The sequence below is a fragment of the Jatrophihabitans fulvus genome, from assembly GCF_054781375.1.
Genome location: NZ_BAAGUN010000004.1, coordinates 349,314 through 371,630, shown reverse-complemented (window position 1 = coordinate 371,630; position 22,317 = coordinate 349,314). Strand labels below are relative to the sequence as shown.

Here is a 22,317-nt window from a genome sequence, read left to right as displayed (position 1 = left end):
ACCGTCCGGTCATGGACGACGACGACTTCGAGGCGGCGCTGGCCGAGGTGCGGCGCTTCGTGCGCAACGAGGTGCTGCCGCTCGAGACCGAGATCGACGAGCGGGACGAGATCCCGGCGTCGCTGCGTCGCCAGGCGGCCGACATGGGACTGTTCGGGTTCGCGCTGCCCACGGAGTACGGCGGCCTCGGCCTGGACATGCGCCAGGAGGCGCGGCTGGTCACCGAGCTGACCTACGCGGCGCCCGCGTTCCGGTCGATGCTCGGCACCAACAACGGCCTCGCGGGGCAGATCCTCGTCATGGCCGGCACCGAGGAACAGAAGCAGCGGTGGTTGCCGGGCATCGCGTCCGGCCAGATCATCGCCTCGTTCGGGCTCACCGAACCCGACGCGGGCAGCGATCCGTCGAGTTTGCGCACGACCGCGCGAATCGACGGGGACGGGTACGTGCTCGACGGCACCAAGCGTTGGATCACCAATGCACCCGCCGCGCACCTCGTGATGACGTTCGCCCGGGTCATGGACGGCGACACCGATCAGGGCATCTCGGCGTTCGCCGTGCCCACCGACACCGACGGCGTGAGCGTCGGGCCCAAGGACCACAAGATGGGCCAGGCCGGCAGCCTCACCGCCGAGGTGTACTACGACGGCGCGCGCGTTCCCGAGGACGCGCGCGTCGGGGGCGACCAGGGCTACCGCATCGCGATGCGCTCGGTCGCCCGCGGACGCCTGTCGGTCGCCGCGATCTGCGTCGGCATGATGCGGCGCCTGCTCGACGAGTCGACCGCCTTCGCGGTCGGCCGCCGGCAGGGTGGCACGCGGGTCGCCGACCACCAGCTCGTGCAGGCGATGCTGGCCGAATCGGCCACCGAGCTGTACGCCGCCGAGTCGATGCTCGAGCGGGCGTCCGCCGCCTACGACGCCGGGACGATGGACCGCGTCGACCCGTCGATCGTGAAGTACTACGCGTCCGAGGCGGTCGGCCGCGTCGCCGACCGGGCGGTGCAGATCCACGGCGGCATGGGCTACATGCGCGGGGTGGCCGTCGAGCGGCTCTACCGCGACGCCCGGCTGTTCCGCATCTACGAGGGCACCAGCCAGATCCAGCAGCTGATCATCGGCCGCGGCGTGGTCAGGAACGCGGCCGGCTGATCGTCTCCTCGAGCCGCCGCACCCCGCTCAGCACGCTGCGCGCGCCCACCGCCAGACCACGGCGGGCGTAACGGCGCACCGGCCCCGGTGGTGCCGTCACGTGCCGGCGTACCTCGTCCCCCTCGTGCACCACGCCGTCGCCCACCACGTCGCCGTAGACGCCGAGGAACCGTCCCGCCTCCCGCGTCAATGCCCGGGAGATGCCCCGGTCGACCGCCAGGCCGGGCTGGGCACGGCTGGGCACGACACAGCGGACGGTCGGCATGCTCACCCGCACCGTCGCGGCGCCGAGCTCGAGCCGGTCTCCGGTCCAGCCCGCCTCCGGCAGCGTGCCCCCGGGCGCGTCGTCCGCCAGCAGGACGGTGGGCCGGAAGCGGCGCACGTCCACGTCCGACCCGGGGGTGGCCGCCGCGATCGTGGCCAGGCTGGTGCACGTCAGCAGGTGCACCGGGCTCAGGTCGTGGAACGCCCCCGGTGGGGTCGCGAAGCGGGTGAGCACGAGCATGTCGCGCGCCGCCATGTCGCGCAGGTCGGGCAGTGCCTCGTCGCGGTCGATGCCGAGGGCGCGCGTCCAGGTGCTCATCGACAGCGCGGCGGCCATCTGGCGCGGCGAGAGCCGGTGCTGCCCGCGGCCGGACTCGAGCGGCACCAGCCGCACCGGCCGGCCGGCCACCTCGCTCACCGCGTCGTGCACGGCCGGGTCGTCGCTCGTCACCTCGCGCCCGTCCGGGAACGTGACGACCACCGGCGGCACCCGACCCGGCCCGGCGTCGTCCGCGGGCTCGTCGACGTACCGGGCGGTGCAGCGCAGCAGCGCGGGCATCGTGCGCGCCGAGACGGTGACGTCCTGCTCGACGTCGCGCACCGCCCAGAGCCGGTCGGCGTGGGCCCCGCGCCGGTCGAGCCGCAACGAGGCCACGCGGTGCCCGCCCATCGACTTCACCGGGTAGCGCCAGAGCTCGGCCACGGCGGTCATGGGCGGACTGTAGCGCGCTCGCGCCGTGGTCTGACCAGACCTGACCAGATAGGGTGTGAGGATGGCCCAGCAGGTGAACGTCTACGAGGCGAAGACGCACCTGTCCAAGCTCATCGACCGGGTTCTCGCCGGCGAGCGCGTCGTGATCGCACGGGCCGGCCGTCCGGTCGTCGACCTCGTCGTGCACACCGGCACCGAGGTCGTCGTCGGCGGCCTCCGGGGCCGGGTCCGGTTCGACGAGCGGGAGTTCGAGGCGGCCGACACCGAGGTGGCTGCGATGTTCGACCACGCCGACGACATCGAGACGACGTCCTGACGTGCTCCTGCTCGACTCGATGGCACTGCTCTGGGTGCTCGTCGACTCGCCCCGGTTGGGACCCCGGAGCCGGCAGCGCATCGCGACGAGCGCCGTCGTCCACGTGTCGCCGGTGACCCTCGCGGAACTGCGCATCAAGGCGATGATCGGCAAGCTCGACCTGCCCGAGGACGTCGAGGAGGCGGTGGCGGGCCAGGGGCTCGTCCCCCTCCCGCTCACCACCGAGCACACCGCGGCGCTGGCAGCGTTCCCCGAGCTCGCGCGACACGACCCGTTCGACCGGCTGCTGCTCGCGCAGGCCCACGCAGCGGGCCTCGACCTCATGACGTCCGATCGGCGGTTGCTCGCACTCGGGCGTCCTTTCGTGCTCGACGCGACCGAGTGAGTCAGGGCAGGTAGCGGTAGCCCATGCCGGCCTCGGTGACGAGGTGGCGCGGCCGGCTCGGTTCGGGCTCGAGCTTGCGGCGCAGCTGCGCCATGTAGATGCGCAGGTAACTCGGATCGGTGTGCTCGCTCGAGCCGCGGACGGCGGTGAGCAGCGCGGCGCCGCCCACGAGGCGTCCGGGGTTGCGCAGCAGCACGTCGAGGATCTTCCACTCCGTCGGCGTGAGGTGCACCGGCGTGCCGTCGGGCCCCGTCGCGGTCGTCATCGTCAGGTCGATGCGCACGTTGCCGACGTCGGCGACCACGGCCTCGTCCTGCGCCGCCGAGCGGCGGGTCGCCGCCCGCAGCCGCGCCAGCAACTCGGACATGCTGAACGGCTTGGTGACGTAGTCGTCGGCGCCGAGGTCGAGGGCCTCGACCTTGTCGGCACTGCCGCTGCGCGCGCTGAGCACGATGATCGGCACCGACGAGTAGGCGCGCACGGCACGGATGACGTCGACGCCCGACACGTCGGGCAGCCCGAGGTCGAGCACCATCAGGTCGTGCGGCTGCTCGGCCAGCGCGGCGAGCGCGCGGGTGCCGGTGCCGGCCTCGGTCACCTCGTAGCCGCGGGCGACGAGGTTCATGGCGAGCGCGCGCAGCAGCGTCCGCTCGTCCTCGACGACCAGCACGCGCGTCACCGGGCGGCCCGCAGGGTGAGCACGACGGTGGCCCCGCCGCCGGGTGTCGGTTCGATGGCGATCGAGCCGCCCATGGCCTCGGTGAACCCGCGCGCGATCGCGAGGCCGAGACCGACACCGGCGCCGTCGGCCGGCACGTCGCCCGCGCGCTGGAACGGGGTGAACGCGCGGTCGACGTCGTCGACGTCGATGCCGGGACCGCGGTCGACGACGCGGATCTCGACGACGTCGCGCAGCGCGCTGGCCGCGATGCGGACGGGACTGGTCTCGGGCGCGTAGCGCAGCGCGTTCTGCACCACATTGGCCAGCACCCGCTCGAGCAGCCCGCCGTCGGCGTGCACGGCGGGCAGGTCGTGCGGCACGGCGATCACGACCCGGCCGTGCGGGTCGGCGTGGTCGAGGGCGCGCGCGACCACGTCGTCGACCCCGACGACCCCGGGCAGCACCGGCAACGCGCCCACTTGCAGCCGCGACAGGTCGAGCAGGTTGGTGACGAGGTCGGTGAGCCGGTCGAGCGACCCGTCCGCGGACGCCAGAAGTTCGGCCTGCTGCTCGGGGGTCCAGGTGACCTCGGGGTCGGCGAGGCTCGACACGGCGGCCTTCGCGGTGGCGATCGGCGTGCGCAGGTCGTGGCTCACGGCGTTGAGCAGCGCGGTGCGCTGGCGGTCCGACTCGGCCAGCGGACGGGCCGCCTCGGCCGCCTCGGCGAGCTCCTGCTGCCGGTACGCGACCGCCACGTGCGCGGCGAACGCGGCGAGCACCTGCTGGTCGCCGGCGCCCAGCGGACGTCCGGTGAGCGTGAGGGTCAGGTCGTCGGTGACGGCGACGGACGCGTCCGCCGGTTCGGGACGGGCGGCGGGTGCGTCGCCCGCCGCGGCGACGAGTACCCAGTCGCGGTCGTGCCGGCGCAGCAGCGCGGCCCCGTCCGCCCCGAACGTCTCGCGCACCCGGTCGAGCAGGGCGGGCAGCGCCTGCGCGCCGCGCAGCAGGCTGCCCGCGAACGTCGACAGCGTCTCGGCCTCGGCCGCCGCCCGCGCGGCGACGACCGATCGCACGGCGGCCCGGTCGACGACCCGCGACACGAGCACCGCGACGGCCAGGAAGATGCCCAGCGCGAGCACGTTCTCGGGCTCGTTGATCGTGAAGGTGTGCGTGGGGGCGACGAAGAACCAGTTAAGCAGCAGGCTGGCCGCGACGGCGCTGAACAGCGCCGGGTAGAAGCCGCCGACGATGCTGGTGACGACCACGGCGAGCAGGTACACCGACACGTCCGCGGCGAACTCGAAGCCGGGCACGTACAGGCCCATGACGGTGAGCAGGGGCAGCAGGACGACCGCGACGGCGAGTCCGGCGAGCCGACGACGCGGCGAGAGGCCGCCGGTCAGCCGCGGCAGGTGCCGCCGTCCGGCGCGGGCGAACTCGTGCGTCACGAGGTGCACGTCGATCGAGCCGGAGTCGCGGATGACCGTCGCACCGGTTCCCGGCCCGCCGAGCAGCGTGCTGACCGGTCCGTGGCGCGACGTGCCCAGCACGACCTGCGTGGCGTCGACCCGGCGGGCGAACGCGAGCAGTGCTCTCGGCACGTCGTCGCCGACGAGCGAGTGGTACGTGCCGCCGAGCGACTCGACCAGCAGTCGGTGCGCGGCCAGCGCGGCGACGCCCGGTCCGGACAGCCCGTCGCTGCGGGCGACGTGCACGGCCATCAGCTCCCCCGCCGAGCGGGCCGCGATGCGGGCGCCTCGACGGATCAGCGTCTCGCCCTCGGGACCACCGGTGAGGGCGACGACGACGCGCTCCTTCGTCTCCCACGTGCCGGTGATGCCGTGGTCGGCGCGGTAACGCTGCAGCCCGACCTCGACCTGGTCGGCCAGCCACAGCAGCGCCAGCTCGCGCAGCGCGGTGAGGTTGCCGACGCGGAAGTAGTTGCCGAGTGCGGCGTCGATGCGCTCGGCCGGGTAGACGTTGCCGTGCGCCATGCGGCGGCGCAGCGCCTCGGGCGTCATGTCCACCAGCTCGACCTGATCGGCCGAGCGGACGAACGCGTCGGGCACGCTCTCGCGCTGCGGCACGCCGGTGATCTCGGCGACCACGTCGTTGAGCGACTCGAGGTGCTGCACGTTCACCGTGCTGATGACGTCGATGCCCGCCTCGAGCAGCGTCTCGACGTCCTGCCAGCGACGCTCGTGCGGACCCGAGCCGGGCACGTTGGTGTGGGCGAGCTCGTCGACGAGGGCGACGGCCGGACGGCGTTCGAGCACCGCGCGCAGGTCGAGTTCCTCGAACACCCGGTCGCGGTGGTGCACCTGCCGGCGTGGCAGCTGCGGCAGACCCTCGAGGCGGGAGCGGGTGTGGGCCCGTCCGTGCGTCTCGACGAACGCGACGACCACGTCGGTGCCGCGCGCGAGCCGGCGGTGGCCCTCGTCGAGCATCCGCACGGTCTTGCCGACCCCGGGGGCCGCGCCGAGGTAGATGCGCAGCTCACCCCTCGCCATGAAAACAACGTTAGTGCGGCGCGACGGGGCGGACGGTGCCGGACGCGGCGTCCTCACGCCACGCTCGCGGCACGACGGCCAGCGCCGTCGCGGTGCCGGGCGCGACCTCGGTGAAGCCGCCGTCGTGGACCACCACCGCTCCCGCGGCGACGGCCGCGTCCCACCCCGCGCCGTCGGTGTCGCGGACGGCGAGCGGGAACCCGGCCTCGCGCCACCGCCCCCGCGCGTCCGGGCCGAGCGTGCGCCACGCCAGCTGGGCGGCGTGCGCGGCCTGCGCCATCGCCTTGCCCGCGGTGAGCGGCACGCGGGGCGACAGCAGCACCAGCGGCGAACCCGGACCGGCGGCCGGCGGTGGCTCCGGGTCGTCGAGCTCGGTGCCGCCGACCTGCAGCCTGGCGAGCTCCGGCGGCCAGTCGTCGACCGGCACGGGCGGGAAGACGCGCACCTCGGCGCTGCCGCGGGACACGTCCAGGCAGGGCAACTCGCCGGCCCGCCGCCACGCGGCGCCGCGGGCACGGCGCACGACCTTGCGGATGCGGGAGCCGTCCCAGGCCGCGATCGCGTCGTGCCACTCGGTCGGTGCCGCGGTCAGCAGCCGCAGCACGCCGGACGCCGCGGCCTCGAGGGCGTCGGTGCGGGTGGGCGGCGCGTCGCGTTCGATGCGGACGACGTAGGGCAGGGCCCAGTCCGTCGGGCCGTCGCTCACCGGTCGGCGTGCGTGGCCGCCCACGCGGCGAGCAGGCGGACGCCGAACCCGGTGGCACCCTGGGTGATCACGCCGTCGTCCTCGCCGGCGCGGGCCGGGCCGGCGATGTCGAGGTGAGCCCAGGGGACGTCCGCAGCGAAGGGCTTCAGGAACAGCGCGGCGGTGATGCCGCCGGGATTGCCGGGGGCGTTGTTGGCGTCCGCGATGTCGGAGCGCAGCGTGCCCGCGTAGCCGTCGTCGAGCGGCAGGCGCCACAGCGGTTCGTCCGTCGTGTCACCTGCGGCGAGCAGCGCGTCGGCGAGCGGGTCGGACGTCGCCAGCAACCCACCGGTGCGCAGGCCCAGCGCCAGCTTCATGGCACCGGTGAGGGTGGCGATGTCGACGAGGTGGGTGGGCTTGAGGCGGGCGGCGGCGTAGGCCAGCGCGTCGGCCAGCACCAGCCGCCCCTCGGCGTCGGTGTTCCTGATCTCGCTGGTGCGCCCGCCGTAGTGGCGCACGACGTCGCTCGGACGGTACGAGGCCCCGCCGAACGCGTTCTCGGCCGCCGGCACGAGCGCGGTCACCCGCACCCGGAGGCGCCGTTGCGCGACGGCCCGCAGGGCGCCGAGCGCCGCGGCACCGCCGGACATGTCCGTGTGCATCATGCGCATCGCCGCGCCGGGCTTGCGGTTGATGCCGCCGGTGTCGAACACGATGCCCTTGCCGACGATCACGAGGTGCACGTCGCGCGGGGCACCGCGCGGCTTCCACGTCGCCTCGATCAGCCGCGGCGGGGCCACGGACCCGCCACCCACGGCGAGGATGCCGCCGAAGCGGTGCTCGGCGAGCCACTGCTCGTCGTGCACCTCGACCGAGACGCCCAGCGGGGCCAGCTGCTTCTCGGCCTGCGCGCCGAGCCAGGCCGGGGTCTTCGTGCCCGCGGGGGTGTTGGCGAGGTCGCGGGCCCAGCTCGTGGCCGCGGCGGAGTCGAGGCCGCGGGCGATCGCGCCGTCGCGGTCGTCGGCACCGAGCAGGTCGACCCGGCTCGGCAGCGGACGTGGTTCGGACGCCTCCGTCCACCGGTAGGTGCCCAGGGCCAGGCCCTCGGCGAAGGCGGCGAGCCGGTCACCCGCGAGGTCGGGGGTCTCCAGCACGCTGCGGCCGGCGGGCAGGGTGCGGGCGATCGCACCCGCCGCGCGGCGCACCTCCGACACGGGGCCGGGCAGATCGGGCCGCACCGGCCCGTCCTCGGTGTCGCGGCGGCGCCTGCCCGTGGCCCGTCCGGCGACGACCGCTCTCACGTCCAGCACGCCGTCGATCCTGCCCCAGACCGTCCCGGAACAGCACTCGGCCCCGGTCGCGGGACGACCGGGGCCGGAGCGGAAGTACTACTTGCCGACGTTCTTGAGGGCGTCGCCGAGGGCGTCGGCCTCGTCGGGCGTCATCTCGACGACGAGGCGGCCGCCGCCTTCGAGCGGCACGCGCATGACGATGCCGCGGCCTTCCTTGGTGACTTCGAGCGGGCCGTCGCCCGTCCGCGGCTTCATGGCCGCCATGCCAACCTCCTCGTCGGTGAGCTCGCGCTCACGATCGCACTCACCCGACGCGCCGGGCGCGCCGCCGTGTTTCGTCCGTCCATTCTCCCGTATGCAGCCCCGATCGCCCAACCCCGGGGTGGCGGTAGCGTCGCCGACAGGTAGGGCGAGCGAGGGGACGGTCAAGTGGCAGACGTACTGCTGGTCGAGCGCAACGAGGGTGTCGCCACCCTGACGATGAACCGGCCCGAGTCGATGAACTCGCTGTCGGTCGCCCTGAAGGAGGCCCTGCGCGACACGGTCCGCGAGGTCTCGGCCGACCCGTCGGTGCGCGCGGTGGTGCTCGCGGGCAACGGCCGCGGGTTCTGCGTGGGCCAGGACCTGCGCGAGCACGTCGCCCTGCTCGAGGCCGACGATCCGGCCCCGCTCTCCACGGTCACCGAGCACTACAACCCCCTGATCCTCGCGCTGGCGACGATGCCCAAGCCGGTGATCGCAGCCGTGAACGGCATGGCCGCCGGCGCCGGCGCAGGGCTGACCTTCGCCTGCGACTTCCGCATCGCCGCCCGCAGCGCGGGCTTCCTGCTCGCGTTCGCGAACGTCGGGCTGTCGCTCGACAGCGGTGTCTCGTGGACGCTGCCGCGCCTCATCGGCTCGGCCCGCGCGACGTCGCTGGCGCTGCTCGCCGAACCGATCACGTCCGAGGCCGCGCTCGAGATGGGCCTGGTCAACGCGGTCGTCGAGGACGAGCGCGTGCTGCCTGCCGCCCACGAGCTCGCCGCCCGCCTGGCCGCCGGCCCCACCGCCGCCTACGGGGCGATCAAGCGGTCGCTGGCGTTCGGCGCCACGAACTCGCTCGAGGACACCCTGTCGATCGAGGACCGCCTGCAGTCCGAGATGGGCGCCACCGCCGACCACCGCAACGCCACCGCGGCGTTCGTCGCGAAGCAGAAGCCGGTGTTCGAGGGCCGCTAGACGCTCTCGACGCGTAGCGTCGAGCGCATGGCACTGACCGCCCCGACGCCCGGCCTCGCGGCCGCGCGCGTCGTCGGCGAGGCCATGATCACCCGCGTGAAGCGGACGCCCGCCGACGCGACGGTGGGAGACGTGCGCCGGCTGTTCGGCAACGACCACGTGCACGCCGCGACCCTGGTCGCCGGCGGCGTCCTGGTCGCGGTGGTCGACCGCGACGACGTCGCCGACCCGGCCGTCCCCGACTCCGCCCCCGTGCGGGCGCTGGGTCGACTGTCCGGACGGGTCGTCGGCCCCGACGCCGACCTCGCCGCCACGCGGGTGGCCATGCTCGCCGAGGGCCGACGACGGCTGGTCGTCGTGGCCCCGGACGGCCGGCTGCTCGGGCTGCTGTGCCTGAAGCGGACGCTGCGCGGGTTCTGCGCCGACACCGACCTCGCGGCCCGCGAGGCCGAGCGGGCGGACCTCGGCTGACCCGCTCCGCATCGGGCACAAGATCGTCCATTTCACGACCTTCGGGATCTTCTCCTGCCCGTCCACCGGGTCTACCGTGTGCGAACTAACAGAAGCGTCACACCATGGGAGAGACGTCGTGCCGTTCACGTTCACCGTGCAGAAGTGGGAGAAATCCCGACCGTCGAAGGCCAAGGGCTCGGGTGTCGCCAAGGGCATCACCGGCGTTCTGAACGCCACGAAGAAGGCACCGGCCGCGATGTCGAAGAGCGACTTCGCCGCGGCGCAGAAGGCCTTGACCGCCCTGATCGACGCGTTCGACGTCGCCACGAACAAGATCCGCGCGGAGAAGGACACGAAGTCCGTCGACGCGAGGAAGGACATCGTGACCTGGCGCAAGGAGTGCACCGACGCGCGTCGCGTACTGCACGTCGCCGCGTTCAACGCGACCTTCCACGACACCTATGCGACCAACCGTGCCGCCGTGCTCTCGGCACACAGCGCGGCAGCGGCCGCACGCACCCAGCTGGCGCAGGGCGGGGCGGCGCCCGCGAACAAGGACGTCATGAACTGGTTCGGCGCCGCGCGGAACGCCTCCAGCGTGATCGCCAAGACGGGCATCCTGAACCTGTCCGTCGACGACGTGCCCAAGGGCGTCGTCACCGCGGCCGACATCCAGTTGCCGCCCGACTTCGCCGACACCAAGCAGAAGGTCGAGGACCTCAAGGTGTGGAACGAGGAGTTCGCGAAGGAGGCGAAGCGGGCAGGTCGTGCCGCCAGCGCCACCGTCATGGGCAACACCGCTGTGGAGGCCGAGCTGACGCGCATCCTCGGCATGTACGCGCAGGTCGAGGTCCAGATGAAGCCGATCATCCAGCGCGCCAACGTCCTGCTCGCCGCCGCGCAGCAGCGCGCGGCGGCCGTGAAGACGGCGGTGCAGGGCAATTCGAGCGACGGTGCGGCCCTGAAGCGGCTGACGGGCGAGCTCAGGCAGATCCGCACCGAGATCGTCCGCCTCGACGAGGACGTCGTGCGGATCAACGTCACCTACCGCGAGAGCAAGGGTGAGATCGCGAAGATCGCGTCGGCCTGGCGCAAGATGCCCGGCTACGACGACCAGCAGCACGGTTCGATCCTGACGAAGCGTCAGGAGGCCGCGTTCATGGGCGTGCGGCGCGCCACGCAGCCCATCGCCGACTGCAAGCGCCAGGTGGAGCGGGCCAAGCGACTGCTCACCGAGTCGCCGAACCACCGGGGCTACGCGGCCGCGCTCGACTGATCGTGGCGCCGGCGGCGCAGCGGCGACGGTCCCGACCCGGACCGCTCACGCTGCGCCGTCGGCCGCCCGCCAGCAGTCGGCGACGTGGTCGTCGACCATGCCCGTCGCCTGCATGAGCGCGTACGCGGTGGTGGGGCCGACGAAGCGGAACCCGCGCTTCTTGAGCTGCTTGGCCATCGCGATCGACTCCGGCGACGTCGACGGGATCTCACCGGACGTCCGCGGCCGCTCGTGCGCCTCGGGCGCGAACGACCACAGCAGCGTGTCCAGTCGCTCGGGGACGGCGGCGCGGATCGTCCGGGCGTTGGCGATCGTCGCCTCGATCTTCTGCCGGTTGCGGACGATGCCCGCGTCGCCCAGCAGCCGCTCGACGTCGGCGTCGCCGAACCCGGCGACGGTCTCGACGTCGAAGCCCGAGAAGGCGCGGCGGAAGCCCTCGCGCTTGCGCAGGATGATCAGCCACGACAGTCCCGACTGGAACGCCTCGAGCGACATGCGCTCGAACAGCGCCTGCTCACCGTGCAGCTCGTGGCCCCACTCGTCGTCGTGGTACGCGACGTAGTCCGGCGGGCTCCCCCGCTCCGGATCGGCCCAGAGGCAGCGGGGCCGCCCGTCAGGTGCCGGGGCGGTCACGGTTGCGCTCGTCGCCGTCCGCGTAGGGCGGCGGCACGTCGTGGTCGCCGGCACCGGGCTCGTCCGGCCGTTGCGTCGGGGCGAACGACAGCGGTTCGAGCGCGTCGTCCTTCTGCAGCCGCACCGGCTCGTCCGCGGGCGGCTCGGGACGGGCGTACGCGCCGTCGTCGACCGGCTGCCGCCAGGGGGCGGGGTGGCCGTCCGCCGAGCGCAGCCGGGCGATCTCGTCGTCACGCCGGCGCAGCTCGTGCACGAGCCGGTCGAGCAGCACGTCGGTCTCGGCGAACCGGTAGCCGCGCAGCGCGACCGGCAGCCGGACGGTGTCGACCTCCTCCGGACGCAGGCTGCGTTCGGCGGGCAGGGCCCACACCGGTTCGTCCCGCAGCGGCGGCGCGATCTGCTCGCCGGCGGGAAGGAACCGGGTGGCGAGCACGAACAGGGCACCCGCGACCACGATCGCGAGGAACCCGTACAGGACGATCGACACCACCACGGCCCGATCCTGTCATGCGGTCGCCGGATCAGTCGGCGAGAGCCGCCAGAGCCACGATCTTGTCGGGCACGAGCCGCACCAGCAGCTCGTCGGGCACGGCGTTGCGACGACCGAACTGCTCGGCGTTCTCCTCGCCCATGTACCTGCCGCCGAGCCTGGTCGCCCAGGGCAGCATCGCCTCGACGTCGCCGTCGACGATCTCGACCCGTCCGGTCACCGTGACGAACCCGTACGGCGGGTGCGGCTCGTCGACCGTCAGCGTCGCCACCCCGGTGCGGCGCAGGTTGCGGCCCTTCACGGTGTCGCGGCCGGTGGTGAAGACGATGACGTCCGAGTCGTCGCTCTCCAGGACGAACCAGACCGGCGCCGCGTGCGGCGTCCCGTCCTTGCGCACGGTCGACAGCACGCCGGTACGCGTGCCCTCGGACAGGAACGCGCGTCGCTCGGCGTCGCTCATGGTGTGGGCCATGGGACCAAGCCTACGAACGATTAGATTCGGCGCGGTGTCCCCGTCCGCCCGTACCGAGCGCCGCAGTACGGCCGACCGAGCGGCGGCCATACCGCCGCAGGTGCTGCTGCTGGCCGCGATCGGGTCGGTGCAGTTCGGGTCGGCGTTCGCGGACACGATCTTCCCGCGGGTGGGACCGGGCGGGGTCGCGTTCCTGCGGGTCGCCATCACCGCGGTCGTGCTGCTCGCGATCGCCCGTCCGTCGGTCCGGCACCGGACGAGAGCCGAGCTGACGCTCGTCACCGCCTACGGGCTCGTGCTGGCCGCCATGAATTGGAGCTTCTACGAGGCCCTCGACCGGTTGCCGCTGGGTGTGGCGGTGACGATCGAGTTCACCGGCCCGCTCGCGGTGGCGGTGGCGGGCTCGCGCCGCCTGCTGGACGGACTCTGGGTCGTGCTCGCCGGCGGTGGGGTCGCGCTGCTCGCCACCCGGGGCGGCGACGACGGCGTCACCCTGCTCGGCGTGCTGCTCGCGCTCGTCGCCGCGTCGTGCTGGGGCACGTACATCCTGCTGGCGAAACGGGTCGGCACCTCGTTCGGCGCCCTCGAGGCCCTGGCGCTCGGCATGGTCGCGGGCTCGGTGCTGGTCGCGCCCGCGGGAGTGATCGAGGGCGGCACCGACCTGCTGCAGCCGGGCGTGCTCGCCTCGTGCCTCGGCGTGGCGATGCTGTCGTCGCTGGTGCCCTACTCGCTCGAGCTCGTCGCGCTGCGCCGGCTGAGCACCGCGGTGTTCGGGCTGCTGATGGCACTCGAGCCCGCCGCCGCCGCCCTCGCCGGCGTGATCGTGCTCGGCGAGCCCGTCACCGTGGCGCTGGCGGTCGCGATGACGATGGTCGTGGCCGCGGGCGCCGGGTCGACGCTCGCGGGCCGTGACCGGTCAGGCCGTGCCGACGTAGTAGGCGCGGACGACGTCCCGCCGCTGCCCGGCTGACCTGCCGTCCTGCGCGAACACCTGCACCGTCCACTGCCGGTGCGACCGGTCGATGCCGATGCCCTTCGGCGGTCCGAAGACGAGGTGCGCGGCCTGCGTGCCGCGCTCGTAGAAGTAGCCGACCCAGCTCGGGTGCTGCTTGACCACGCCCCAGGCACCGCCGTCGCGCACGAGGAAGCGGCTGCCGTTGCCGAGCGTGAGGCCCTGCGGCGACGGCGTCTTCGGCGCCCGCGCGGCGGGGAACGCGCCGGTCAGCCTGATCTCGCGCAGCGTGCGCGCGTACGGGTCGGTGAGGCACAGGACGTGACGCGGGGTGGCCGCGGCCCAGCACGCGATCGTCGCGTCCGCCGAGCTGCCGCAGAAGGCGATGTCGTCGTCGACCGCCACCGGCGAGGTGCCCCAGCACTCGACGGCCGGACGGTTGTCGGGCACCGCGCGGTAGCCGGGGGCGGCGTGGCCGTCGGCGGTCACGGGCCGCAGCACGACCGTCGCGGTGTGCGGCCGCGACGAGTGCGGTGCGGTGGCGGCGTCCCCGACACCGACCAGGGCCACCGCGCCGACGGCGCCGCCGATCACCGCCGCCAGACACAGCAGTGTCGACAGGCTGAACCAACCTCGCTGTCGTGCGCTCATCCGGGTCCCTCCTCCCGAGGCCCGTGCCGGGCCCACCGAACTGTTTGACGCCCCGCACCGGTGATCCGTTGCGTCCGCCGTGTCACGATCCGGACTCAGCGCCGGATCGGGTACATCGAGGTGACGCGCCGCCCGTTCGACTGCAGCTGGACGGTCGTGCCGACCTCGATCGCCGTCCCGAACACCGACGCGGGCACGGTGTACGCGTACGTCTCGGGGTTCTCGTTGCGGTCGCCGCGGCCGTCGTCGGCGCGCACCGTGCGGTCGAGCGTGATGCGCACCGTGTCACCGGAGCGGGCGATGCTGCGCACGACGCCGTGATCGGTGAGCCGCACCGGAGCGTTCTGCGCGGGCAGGGTCGACGCGGCCGCCACCTCCCGCATGAGGGCGCTGACCGCGGGCGTGGCGTCCTCGGAGTAGAGGACGTACGCGGGCGCGGTAGCGACGACGTACTGCTCGATGTGCTTCGTGACGCCGGAGGCGGTGCAGTTCCACGTCCACCGGCGGTAGTCGGCCGTGCGCCGTCCGAAGCTCTTGTCGGCCGACTGCTCGACGACCGTGCTCGGACCCTGGCCGCAGGGATGCGGGTTGCCGACGAACCCGCCCTCGTTGTCGACGTCGAGCTGGAACTGCCCGTCGGCCGCCGGTTGCTGCAGCAGCACCGGGCAGGCCAGGGGCTTCACGGGCGTCGACGCCGGAGTGAGACAGAGGCCGTCGGCGAGGTAGCCGCCCTCGGACGTCTCGTACCGCGACAGCGGTCGTCCGACCCACCCGGACGGCAGCGCGACGGACGCCCTGCCGAGCCGGACGGAGACCGGGGTCGCGCCCGTCGACCCCGAGGACGTGCGCGGAGTGGTCTTCGTGTCGGCGGGGCGCCGCGCCGTCGGGGACCCCGACGACGGGGTGGGTTCGGGGGCCGGGGAGGTCCCGACCGTCGGGGTGGGGCCGATCGGGTCGGCCGGGTTGCGGTCGTCCGACAGCCACTGCGCGCCGGCGACGCCGCCCACGGCGACGACGGCGATGCAGGCGGCGGCGAGCAACGGGGGCAGCCACCTCGTCCGCCGGCGGACGGACGTCCGCTCGACGACGGACGGACGCATCGGCGGGGCCGGCCGCTGCGGGCCGAGCCGGGCGTCGACGTCCTCGTTCAGCAGCTGCTTGAGGCGGTCCTCGAAGTCGGTCACAGCTGACCTCCCAACGTGCTGCGCAGCGCGGCGAGGCCGCGGCTGGACGCCGAGCGGACCCCGGCTTCGGACAGCCCGGTCGCGGTGGCGATGTCCGCGTCGGGCAGGTCGGCGAGATAGCGCAGGGTGAGCACCTCGCGCTGCCGGTCGGGCAGGCCGGCGAGAGCCTGGCGCACCATCTCGTGCTCGGCCGACAGCATGGTCGACTCGTCGGCGGCGGGGGTGCCGTCGTCGCGGACGACCCGCAGATGTTTGCGGGCGGTCATGCGCCGCCGCAGCACCGAGCGCGCGCCGTTGACGACGCTGGTGCGCAGGTAGCCGATCGCGGCGCCGCGGTCGTCGAGCCGGTGCCAGTGGCGGTGCAGCGCCGCGAACGCGTCCTGCACGACGTCCTCGGCGGCCGACGTCTGGTCGACCAGGCCCACCGCGACACGCAGCATCGGCCACCACTGCTGGCGGTACAGCTCGTCGAACCGCCACGGGTCACCCGTGTCCGTCCGCCCCTCCGGCTCCGTCACGCCCACCATCGCCCCTCCGCCACGGTGTCGTCCGCACCCGGTCACAGGTCAGGACGCGGACCGGGCCGTCCTGTTGCAGTCGGGGGCGGGAAAGTTCAGGCGAGCCGGGACCGGCGGTGCACCGCCTGCAACAGGCCGAGTGCGAGGGCCTGCGCGAACATCGACGAGCCGCCGTACGAGACGAACGGCAGCGGCACGCCGGTGACGGGCGTCAGACCGAGATTCATGCCGATGTTCTGGAACGACTGGAACGCGATCCAGCAGACGACCCCGACCGCGACGAGGCGTCCGGCGGCGTCGGCGTTGCGGGCGATGCGCAGCCCGCGCCAGCACAGCAGCGCGACCAGCGCGATGACGACCGCGCCGCCCACGAGGCCGAACTCCTCGCCCGCGACCGAGAACACGAAGTCGGTCTGCTGCTCGGGCACGAACCCGCCGTTGGTCTGCGGTCCGTCGAACAGTCCGGTGCCGAACAGCCCGCCGTTGGCGATCGCGATGTGTGCCTGGTGGTAGTTGTAGCCCGTCCCCTGGACGTCCGCGAGCGGGTGCATGAAGTTGGCGAACCGCGCGAGCTGGTAGTCGGCGAGCACGCCGGCCTGCACGGCCGCGACCGCCACCCCGATGCCGGCGGCGAGCAGGCCGAGCGTCCAGCGGGCGGGCACGTTCGCCGTCACGAGTACCCCGAAGCCGGCGCACGACAGCACGATCGCCGAACCCAGGTCGGGCTGCAGCATGATCAGCGCGAAGGGCACCGCCAGCAGCCCGATGGCCCGCACGATGTCACGGCGCGGCGGCACGGTCTCGTCCCGGTCGGGATCGTCCGGACGGTCGGAGTCGCGCGATCCCGCGGTGAAGAGCACGGCCATGCCCACGACGAGGCCCAGCTTGCAGAACTCGGACGGCTGCACCTCGAGGCCACCGGGCAGCACGATCCAGGCGCGCGCGCCGTTGATGGTCGAGCCGGCGACGAACACGAGCAGCAACCCGACGATCGAGACCACGTAGACGATGGGCCCGAACAGCCGGATCAGGCGGGCGTCAAGGCGCGACGCCGCGACCATCAGCGCGGCGGCGATGACCACGTTGGTCAGGTGCCGGTACAGGAACGCCTGGGGGTCGGCCCCCTCCTGCACCTGTTCGGCGTGGGTGGCGGCCCACACGAGCACGGCCCCGATCAGGGCGAGCGCGAGCGCGGCGCCGGCGAGCAGCAGGTCGTACCCGCGCACCCGCGGCCGCGGGGGAAGGACCGGTGACGTGAGCCGGAACGGCTCCCGCGGGTCACGGGCGGACGGACGCTCGGGCGCGAAGGTCACCGGCCCGTGACCTTCGTCTGCGGGCCGAGCTTCGGCAGGGCCGTCGCGGGACGCGCGCCGGCGACCACCGGCTTCTGCCCGACGCCGAAGATGCCGTCCCAGATGCGCTTCAACATCGGTCCGGCGGCCGTGGCGCCGGTGCCCGCCTGCTCGATCATGCCGACCATGACGAAGCGGGCCCGGACGTGCCCGCCCTGGTTGTACGTCGGACCCCAGGACGCGAGCCAGGACGTGTCCTGCTTGCCCTCGACCTCGGCGGTGCCGGTCTTGCCGCCGATGCGGTCGGCGTACTTCGCGCCGATGTACGCAAAAGCGCCCGACACCGCATACCCCCGGCCGAAGCTCAGCGACCGCGCGATGTAGTCGAGCCAGCCCTGCTTGGCCGGGACCCGGTCGCGCACCTTCGCGGTGATCGTCTTCACGACCTTGCCCTCACCGTCGACGATCGCCCGACCCAGCGTCGGCTGGTAGAGCTTGCCGCCGTTGACGAGGGCGCTGTAGGCGACCGCGAGCTGCAGGGGCGACATGGTGGTCTCGCCCTGCCCGATGGACATGTCGGCGTTGTCGCCCGCGCGGTAACGCCAGCCGTCGGTGCAGTTCTCCTTCGCCAGCAGGGTGAGGTAGGCCCGCTGCTTCGCGTCCTTGATCTCGGGGTAGCCGCGGCGGCCGTCGGCGCAGTACTGCGCGCGGTTCGCCTTCCAACGCGCCAGGCGCGACTCGCGGTCTGCGTAGCTGCCGGACGCCTGCTCCCCCGCCGGCAGGTCGATGCCCGGTGACGTTCCGACGCCGAAGGCGCGGGCGGTGGCCTGCAGCCACTCGTCCGGCTTCTTGCCCTGCGCGATGCGCCGCTGGTCGGCGTAGTACTCGGCGGCCGTCGGTGCGTAGTAGAACGTGTCGCACGAGTAGCCGAGCGCGTCGCGCAGGTCGACCGGACCGAGGGACTCGCTCTCGAAGTTCGTCTTGACCCGGCCGTCGATCGTCAGCGAGCCCGGGCACGGATAACGGTCGTAGGTGTTGATCTGGCGGTGGCGCAGCAACGACGTCGACGTGATGAGTTTGAAGGTCGAACCCGGTGCGTACTGCCCCGCCATCGCCCGGTTCAGCAGCGGCACGTTGGCCTTCGCGGACGTCAGCCGGGCGTAGTCGGCGTTCGAGATGCCGCCGGTGAACACGGCCGGGTCGTAGGTCGGGTAGCTGGCCGACGCCACCACCCGTCCGGTCTGCGGGTCCATGATCACGACCGACCCGGACGGGGCCGGCTTGCCGGCCTTGCGCGAGTCGCGGATCTGCTGCGCGAGCGACGTCTCGGCCAGCTTCTGCAGCCGGGCGTCGAGGCTCGTGACCAGGGTGTCGCCCTGCGTGGCCGCGACCTTCTTGCCGTAGCCGACGGTGAGGCCCTGCGGGTTGAGCAGCACCGTCTGCTCGCCGTCGACGCCGCGCAGCGCGGCGTCGTACTGCTCCTGCAGCCCCGCCAGACCGATCGAGTCGACGTCGTGCAGGGCCGGGTTCCGCTTTTTGTCGTCGGCGGTGATCTGTCCGGTGTACCCGAGCAGGTGCGCGGCGAGGTCCCCGCCGGGGTAACTGGGCACGCTCACGGTCTGCACGGTGACGCCGGGGAAGTCCTCGCGCCGTTCGCTGATCGCCAGCACGACGTCGGTCGGCGCGTTCTTCGACACGGTGACCGGCACGAACGGCGCGGTGGTCGAGCACGGCGCCGGGACGCTCGCGGAGCAGGGCGTGATGCGCTTGGCCAGCAGGTCGGCCGAGGTGTGCAGCAGCTTCGCGAGCCGCTCGAGCACCGGACGGCCCTTGTCGGCCCGCTTCTGCAGCGCCTCGCGGTTCACGGTGACCTGCTGCACGGGCACGTTGCCGACCAGCACGCGTCCCAGGGCGTCGACGACCAGGCCGCGCGGCGCGGGCACGACGATCGCGGCGTCGCTGGTGAGGTGCGCGGTCTGCGTCGGCTTGTCGGGGTCGAGCACCTGCACGTAGTACAGCCGGGCCAGCAGCGTCACCATCATCGAGGTGACCAGGGCGACCACGATGCCGAGCCGGCGGCGGGTGCGGGGGGTGCGGCGCAGCGGTCCCGGCGACGGGGTCGTGCGGGGAGTCAGCAACGCGGTCACGGACGCGGCCCCAGCACGAGCTCGGTGTAGACCGGGTGCGGCGCGCGCAGGTGCTCGGTGTCGAGCAGCCGGCGCACGAACGGGACGATCGCCAGCGCGAGCACGGCACTCGCCGCCACGGCCGGTAGCAGCTCGACGTACGTCTCGCGCAGCGTGCCGCCCCGTCCGACGACCGTGAGCACGAGGGTGGTGGCGGCGCCCGAGACACCGCAGAGGGCTGCGGCCACGGCGACGTCGCGCAGCACCCGTCCGCCCGTGGCGAGCATGCCGCAGCCCAGGCCGAGGCCGAGCCAGCACAACGTCAGGACTCCCGCCGGGTGGCGCGAGGCGAGGTCGGCGGTGAGCCCGGCGGCGAACCCGACCGACATGCCGGCACCGGGACCGTCCGCCAGGCCGACGGCGGCGACGAGCACGGCGGGCAGGCTGACGGCGATCGGCGCCAGGCCGGGACCGATCAGCGTGGCCTGCAGCAGCACCGCGGTGACGATGCCGGCGACGGCCGCGGCCACACGGGCGCGCGTCACCGGTCGCCGTCCGCGGCGACCGTGCGCGTGACGAGCACGCCGAGCACGTCGACGGTGGTGGGGCTCGCGGCGGGCATGACCGTGGCGGTCGTGGTGCCGTCCGCCGACGTCCGCACCGACGCCACGGTGCCCACCGCCAGGCCGGCGACGAAGGTCGAGGCACCACCCGGTCCGGACACCAGCGTGTCGCCCGGCTTCACCGACGCGTGCGGATCGAGCGGCGTGAAGGTGAACCCGGACGTTCCCGCGCCGGTGGCGACGCCGAGCTCGCCCGAGCGGGTGTCGCGCACGCCCACGCCCGACCCGGGGTCGGCGGCGAGCAGCACCACCGCGCTGCTGGTGTCGACCGACAGCACGCGTCCGGCCAGCCCGGCGCCGTCGGTGACGGTCTGGCCCGGACGGACGCCGTCGGAGCGTCCGACAGCGAGGGTGACGGTCCAGTCGAAGCCCTGTCCCGGGCCGAACGCGACCACCCGTCCGGGCAGCACGCTGTACCCGGCGACGGTGCCGGCGCGGTCGAGGCGGTCGATCTGTTTCGCGTCGGCGCGGTCGAGCTTCTCGGCCTGCACCTGGCCGCGCAGCTTCGCGTTCTCGGCGCGCAGGTCGCGGATCTCGGACTCGTGCGTGCCGGCGGACGGGACGCCCTGCACCCAGCGGCGGACGGGCCCGATGACCCCGTCGGTGCCCCGGTACAGCGCGCCGAAGAAGCCGCGCACGCCGCCGTGGGCGTTCTGCAGGCTGCCCCCGCCGAGGTCGAGGGTGAGGAAGCCGAGGGCGATGGTGGCGAGCACGATCGCCGCGGTGCGCTGACGCCGGGTCAGGCGGGTGGTGGGCTGCCGCACTGCATCGTCCCGTCAGCGGCGATGGCCGTCGACGACGACCTTCTGCAGCTGGTCGAAGTGCTCGACGACGGTGGCGGTGCCGAGGACGACGGAGTCGAGCGGACGCTCGGCGACCAGCACCGGGACCCCCAGCTCGTGCTGCAGGCGCGCGTCGATGCCGCGCAGCAGCGCGCCGCCGCCGGTGAGCACGATGCCGCGCTGCACGAGGTCGCCCGCGAGTTCGGGCGGACAGCGGTCGAGCGTCGCGCGCACCGCGGCGACGATGCGGGTGAGCGGCGGGTCCATGGCCTTGCGCAGGGCGTCGCCGCTGATCGTGACGGTGCGCGGCAGGCCGGTGCCGACGTCGCGGCCGCGGATCTCGGCGGTGCGCGGGCCCGCGGTCGGGAACGCCGACCCGACCGAGATCTTGAGTTCCTCGGCGGTGCGGTCGCCGATGAGCAGCGAGAACTCCGCGCGCACGTGGTCGACGATCGCGAGGTCGATGGCGTCGCCGGCCACGCGGACGCTGGTCGAGGCGACGATGCCGCCGAGCGCGAGGATCGCGACCTCGGTGGTGCCGCCGCCGATGTCGACGACCATCGAGCCGGACGGTTGGTTGACGGGCAACCCGGCGCCGATCGCAGCGGCCATGGGCTCGCTGATGATGTGCACCTTGCGGGCGCCGGCGGCGTACGCGGCCTCGCTCACCGCGCGCTGCTCGACACCGGTGATGCCGGACGGCACGCAGACGACGATGCGCGGGCCGGTGAACGCGCCGCGGCGGCGCAGCACCTTGCGCACGAAGTAGCGCAGCATCTCCGACGTGACGTCGTAGTCGGCGATGACGCCGTCCTGCAGGGGGCGGACGGCGCGGATGTGGTCGGGGGTGCGGCCGATCATGCGCTTGGCCTCGGCGCCGACCGCCACCACCGAGTTCGTCGACGTGTCGACCGCGACCACGGACGGTTCGTTGAGCAGGATGCCGCGGCCGCGGGCGTAGACGAGCGTGTTGGCGGTGCCGAGATCGATGGCCAGGTCGCCGCCGAGCAGATCGCCCCCGCGTTGCGAGACGCGCGCGACGACGGCGCGCTTCGCGAGGGGGGTGAAGGTCACTCCGGGATCGTATGGTCGCCGACACGCCCGGGACTGTTGCGACGCGCGGGGCGCGTGTTACTCGTGGGACGACACTGAGCCGGCGCTCAGGTCGACGCCGGCGTCAGGCGGGGTCGCCCCCGCGGCGGCCCTCGGGGAACCACAGCGCGATCTCGCGCTCGGCCGACTCGGGCGAGTCGGACCCGTGGACGATGTTCTGCTGCACCTTCTCGCCCCAGTCACGGCCGAGGTCGCCGCGGATGGTGCCGGGCAGCGCGGCCGTCGGGTCGGTGGCGCCGGCGAGCGCACGGAACCCCTCGATCACCCGCTCGCCCTCGGCCACGACGGCCACGACGGGCCCGGAGAGCATGAACTCGACGAGGGGCTCGTAGAACGGCTTGCCGACGTGCTCGGCGTAGTGGTCGGCCAGCAGCTCGCGGGTGGCGGGGCGCAGCTGCAGCGCCGCGATGCGGTAGCCCTTGGTCTCGATGCGGCGGATCACCTCGCCGCTCAGGCCCCGGCGCACACCGTCGGGCTTGACGAGCACGAGGGTGCGTTCGACGGACGGCGTTTCGGCGGAGGTCACGTCCTCAGACCCTAACGAACCCGCGTGACTAC

Annotated in this window: 25 protein-coding genes; 7 read left to right on the top strand and 18 right to left on the bottom strand. The window is 73.6% G+C overall.

The genetic code is table 11. The features are described 5' to 3' along the window. Window positions 1-11: 11 nt before the first annotated feature. Window positions 12-1,151 carry an acyl-CoA dehydrogenase family protein gene (locus tag ACYVP9_RS16045; protein ID WP_460605903.1) on the top strand — a complete coding sequence of 380 codons (1,140 nt, stop codon included), beginning with the start codon at window positions 12-14 and terminating at the stop codon, window positions 1,149-1,151. Here ACYVP9_RS16045 and ACYVP9_RS16040 read toward each other — a convergent pair. After that, window positions 1,132-2,127, bottom strand: a complete 996-nt coding sequence (locus ACYVP9_RS16040) for an MOSC domain-containing protein (RefSeq protein WP_460605902.1) — start codon at window positions 2,125-2,127, stop codon at window positions 1,132-1,134. The two genes, ACYVP9_RS16045 and ACYVP9_RS16040, sit on opposite strands and share 20 nt — an antisense overlap. 61 nt (window positions 2,128-2,188) lie before the next feature. Between ACYVP9_RS16040 and ACYVP9_RS16035 the strand changes: the two genes are divergently transcribed. Both ACYVP9_RS16035 and ACYVP9_RS16030 read left to right on the top strand, forming a co-directional pair. After that, the gene (locus ACYVP9_RS16035) at window positions 2,189-2,443 is read left to right on the top strand and encodes a type II toxin-antitoxin system Phd/YefM family antitoxin (protein WP_460605901.1); all 255 of its coding nucleotides are present in this window, start codon (window positions 2,189-2,191) and stop codon (window positions 2,441-2,443) included. A 1-nt stretch (window position 2,444) separates the two neighbouring features. Continuing rightward, window positions 2,445-2,828 carry a type II toxin-antitoxin system VapC family toxin gene (locus tag ACYVP9_RS16030; RefSeq protein WP_460605900.1) on the top strand — a complete coding sequence of 128 codons (384 nt, stop codon included), beginning with the start codon at window positions 2,445-2,447 and terminating at the stop codon, window positions 2,826-2,828. Window position 2,829: 1 nt separating this feature from the next. Here the strand turns inward: ACYVP9_RS16030 and ACYVP9_RS16025 are convergent, their stop codons facing one another. The 5 genes from ACYVP9_RS16025 to ACYVP9_RS16005 form a co-directional block, all read right to left on the bottom strand. Next, entirely contained in the window at window positions 2,830-3,507 is a 678-nt protein-coding gene (locus tag ACYVP9_RS16025) for a response regulator (protein ID WP_460605899.1), read from the bottom strand. Further along, window positions 3,504-5,999: an ATP-binding protein gene (locus ACYVP9_RS16020; protein ID WP_460605898.1), complete on the bottom strand. Its 2,496-nt coding sequence runs from the start codon at window positions 5,997-5,999 to the stop codon at window positions 3,504-3,506. The genes ACYVP9_RS16025 and ACYVP9_RS16020 overlap by 4 nt, the downstream gene beginning before the upstream one ends. Before the next feature lie 10 nt (window positions 6,000-6,009). Further along, window positions 6,010-6,705 carry a peptidyl-tRNA hydrolase gene (locus ACYVP9_RS16015; protein WP_460605897.1) on the bottom strand — a complete coding sequence of 232 codons (696 nt, stop codon included), beginning with the start codon at window positions 6,703-6,705 and terminating at the stop codon, window positions 6,010-6,012. Continuing rightward, entirely contained in the window at window positions 6,702-7,994 is a 1,293-nt protein-coding gene (locus ACYVP9_RS16010) for a leucyl aminopeptidase family protein (protein WP_460605896.1), read from the bottom strand. Before ACYVP9_RS16010 ends, ACYVP9_RS16015 begins: the two co-directional genes overlap by 4 nt. A gap of 78 nt (window positions 7,995-8,072) precedes the next feature. After that, window positions 8,073-8,240, bottom strand: coding sequence for a DUF3117 domain-containing protein (locus tag ACYVP9_RS16005; protein ID WP_460605895.1), 168 nt, complete (start codon window positions 8,238-8,240; stop codon window positions 8,073-8,075). Between the two features lie 165 nt (window positions 8,241-8,405). Here ACYVP9_RS16005 and ACYVP9_RS16000 point away from each other — a divergent pair, with 165 nt between their 5' ends. The 3 genes from ACYVP9_RS16000 (at window position 8,406) to ACYVP9_RS15990 (ending at window position 10,923) form a co-directional block, all read left to right on the top strand. After that, the gene (locus ACYVP9_RS16000; protein WP_460605894.1) at window positions 8,406-9,194 is read left to right on the top strand and encodes a Clp protease/crotonase-like domain-containing protein; all 789 of its coding nucleotides are present in this window, start codon (window positions 8,406-8,408) and stop codon (window positions 9,192-9,194) included. 27 nt (window positions 9,195-9,221) lie between these two features. Then, the gene (locus ACYVP9_RS15995) at window positions 9,222-9,665 is read left to right on the top strand and encodes a hypothetical protein (protein ID WP_460605893.1); all 444 of its coding nucleotides are present in this window, start codon (window positions 9,222-9,224) and stop codon (window positions 9,663-9,665) included. 118 nt (window positions 9,666-9,783) lie between these two features. Next, the gene (locus ACYVP9_RS15990; RefSeq protein ID WP_460605892.1) at window positions 9,784-10,923 is read left to right on the top strand and encodes a hypothetical protein; all 1,140 of its coding nucleotides are present in this window, start codon (window positions 9,784-9,786) and stop codon (window positions 10,921-10,923) included. Window positions 10,924-10,968: 45 nt separating this feature from the next. Here the strand turns inward: ACYVP9_RS15990 and ACYVP9_RS15985 are convergent, their stop codons facing one another. Genes ACYVP9_RS15985 through ACYVP9_RS15975 form a run of 3 tightly spaced genes read right to left on the bottom strand, consistent with a single transcriptional unit; the run spans window position 10,969 to window position 12,518 of the window. After that, a complete protein-coding gene (locus ACYVP9_RS15985; protein ID WP_460605891.1) occupies window positions 10,969-11,556 on the bottom strand; it encodes a DNA-3-methyladenine glycosylase I in 588 nt (195 codons plus the stop codon). Then, window positions 11,537-12,049, bottom strand: a complete 513-nt coding sequence (locus tag ACYVP9_RS15980) for a DivIVA domain-containing protein (RefSeq protein WP_460605890.1) — start codon at window positions 12,047-12,049, stop codon at window positions 11,537-11,539. Before ACYVP9_RS15980 ends, ACYVP9_RS15985 begins: the two co-directional genes overlap by 20 nt. A 28-nt stretch (window positions 12,050-12,077) precedes the next feature. Beyond that, the gene (locus ACYVP9_RS15975; protein WP_460605889.1) at window positions 12,078-12,518 is read right to left on the bottom strand and encodes a PPOX class F420-dependent oxidoreductase; all 441 of its coding nucleotides are present in this window, start codon (window positions 12,516-12,518) and stop codon (window positions 12,078-12,080) included. 34 nt (window positions 12,519-12,552) lie between these two features. Here ACYVP9_RS15975 and ACYVP9_RS15970 point away from each other — a divergent pair, with 34 nt between their 5' ends. Beyond that, window positions 12,553-13,488 carry an EamA family transporter gene (locus tag ACYVP9_RS15970; RefSeq protein ID WP_460605888.1) on the top strand — a complete coding sequence of 312 codons (936 nt, stop codon included), beginning with the start codon at window positions 12,553-12,555 and terminating at the stop codon, window positions 13,486-13,488. Here ACYVP9_RS15970 and ACYVP9_RS15965 read toward each other — a convergent pair. The 9 genes from ACYVP9_RS15965 to ndk form a co-directional block, all read right to left on the bottom strand. Continuing rightward, complete coding sequence (locus ACYVP9_RS15965) at window positions 13,435-14,121, bottom strand: hypothetical protein (protein ID WP_460605887.1); 687 nt, start codon at window positions 14,119-14,121, stop codon at window positions 13,435-13,437. The two genes, ACYVP9_RS15970 and ACYVP9_RS15965, sit on opposite strands and share 54 nt — an antisense overlap. Window positions 14,122-14,216: 95 nt before the next feature. Further along, a complete protein-coding gene (locus ACYVP9_RS15960) occupies window positions 14,217-15,305 on the bottom strand; it encodes a hypothetical protein (RefSeq protein ID WP_460605886.1) in 1,089 nt (362 codons plus the stop codon). After that, the gene (locus tag ACYVP9_RS15955) at window positions 15,302-15,832 is read right to left on the bottom strand and encodes an RNA polymerase sigma factor (RefSeq protein ID WP_460605885.1); all 531 of its coding nucleotides are present in this window, start codon (window positions 15,830-15,832) and stop codon (window positions 15,302-15,304) included. Before ACYVP9_RS15955 ends, ACYVP9_RS15960 begins: the two co-directional genes overlap by 4 nt. An 86-nt stretch (window positions 15,833-15,918) precedes the next feature. Next, window positions 15,919-17,136, bottom strand: coding sequence for an FtsW/RodA/SpoVE family cell cycle protein (locus ACYVP9_RS15950; RefSeq protein ID WP_460605884.1), 1,218 nt, complete (start codon window positions 17,134-17,136; stop codon window positions 15,919-15,921). After that, complete coding sequence (locus tag ACYVP9_RS15945; protein WP_460605883.1) at window positions 17,133-19,262, bottom strand: penicillin-binding protein 2; 2,130 nt, start codon at window positions 19,260-19,262, stop codon at window positions 17,133-17,135. The genes ACYVP9_RS15950 and ACYVP9_RS15945 overlap by 4 nt, the downstream gene beginning before the upstream one ends. Beyond that, window positions 19,259-19,786 (bottom strand): hypothetical protein, encoded by a 528-nt coding sequence (locus tag ACYVP9_RS15940; RefSeq protein WP_460605882.1) that lies wholly within the window; start codon window positions 19,784-19,786, stop codon window positions 19,259-19,261. The genes ACYVP9_RS15945 and ACYVP9_RS15940 overlap by 4 nt, the downstream gene beginning before the upstream one ends. Beyond that, window positions 19,783-20,628 (bottom strand): rod shape-determining protein MreC, encoded by an 846-nt coding sequence (gene mreC, locus ACYVP9_RS15935; protein WP_460605881.1) that lies wholly within the window; start codon window positions 20,626-20,628, stop codon window positions 19,783-19,785. The genes ACYVP9_RS15940 and mreC overlap by 4 nt, the downstream gene beginning before the upstream one ends. A 12-nt stretch (window positions 20,629-20,640) precedes the next feature. After that, complete coding sequence (gene mreB / locus ACYVP9_RS15930; RefSeq protein WP_460605928.1) at window positions 20,641-21,657, bottom strand: rod shape-determining protein MreB; 1,017 nt, start codon at window positions 21,655-21,657, stop codon at window positions 20,641-20,643. 166 nt (window positions 21,658-21,823) lie between these two features. Next, window positions 21,824-22,285 carry a nucleoside-diphosphate kinase gene (gene ndk, locus ACYVP9_RS15925; protein ID WP_460605880.1) on the bottom strand — a complete coding sequence of 154 codons (462 nt, stop codon included), beginning with the start codon at window positions 22,283-22,285 and terminating at the stop codon, window positions 21,824-21,826. Window positions 22,286-22,317: the final 32 nt, after the last annotated feature.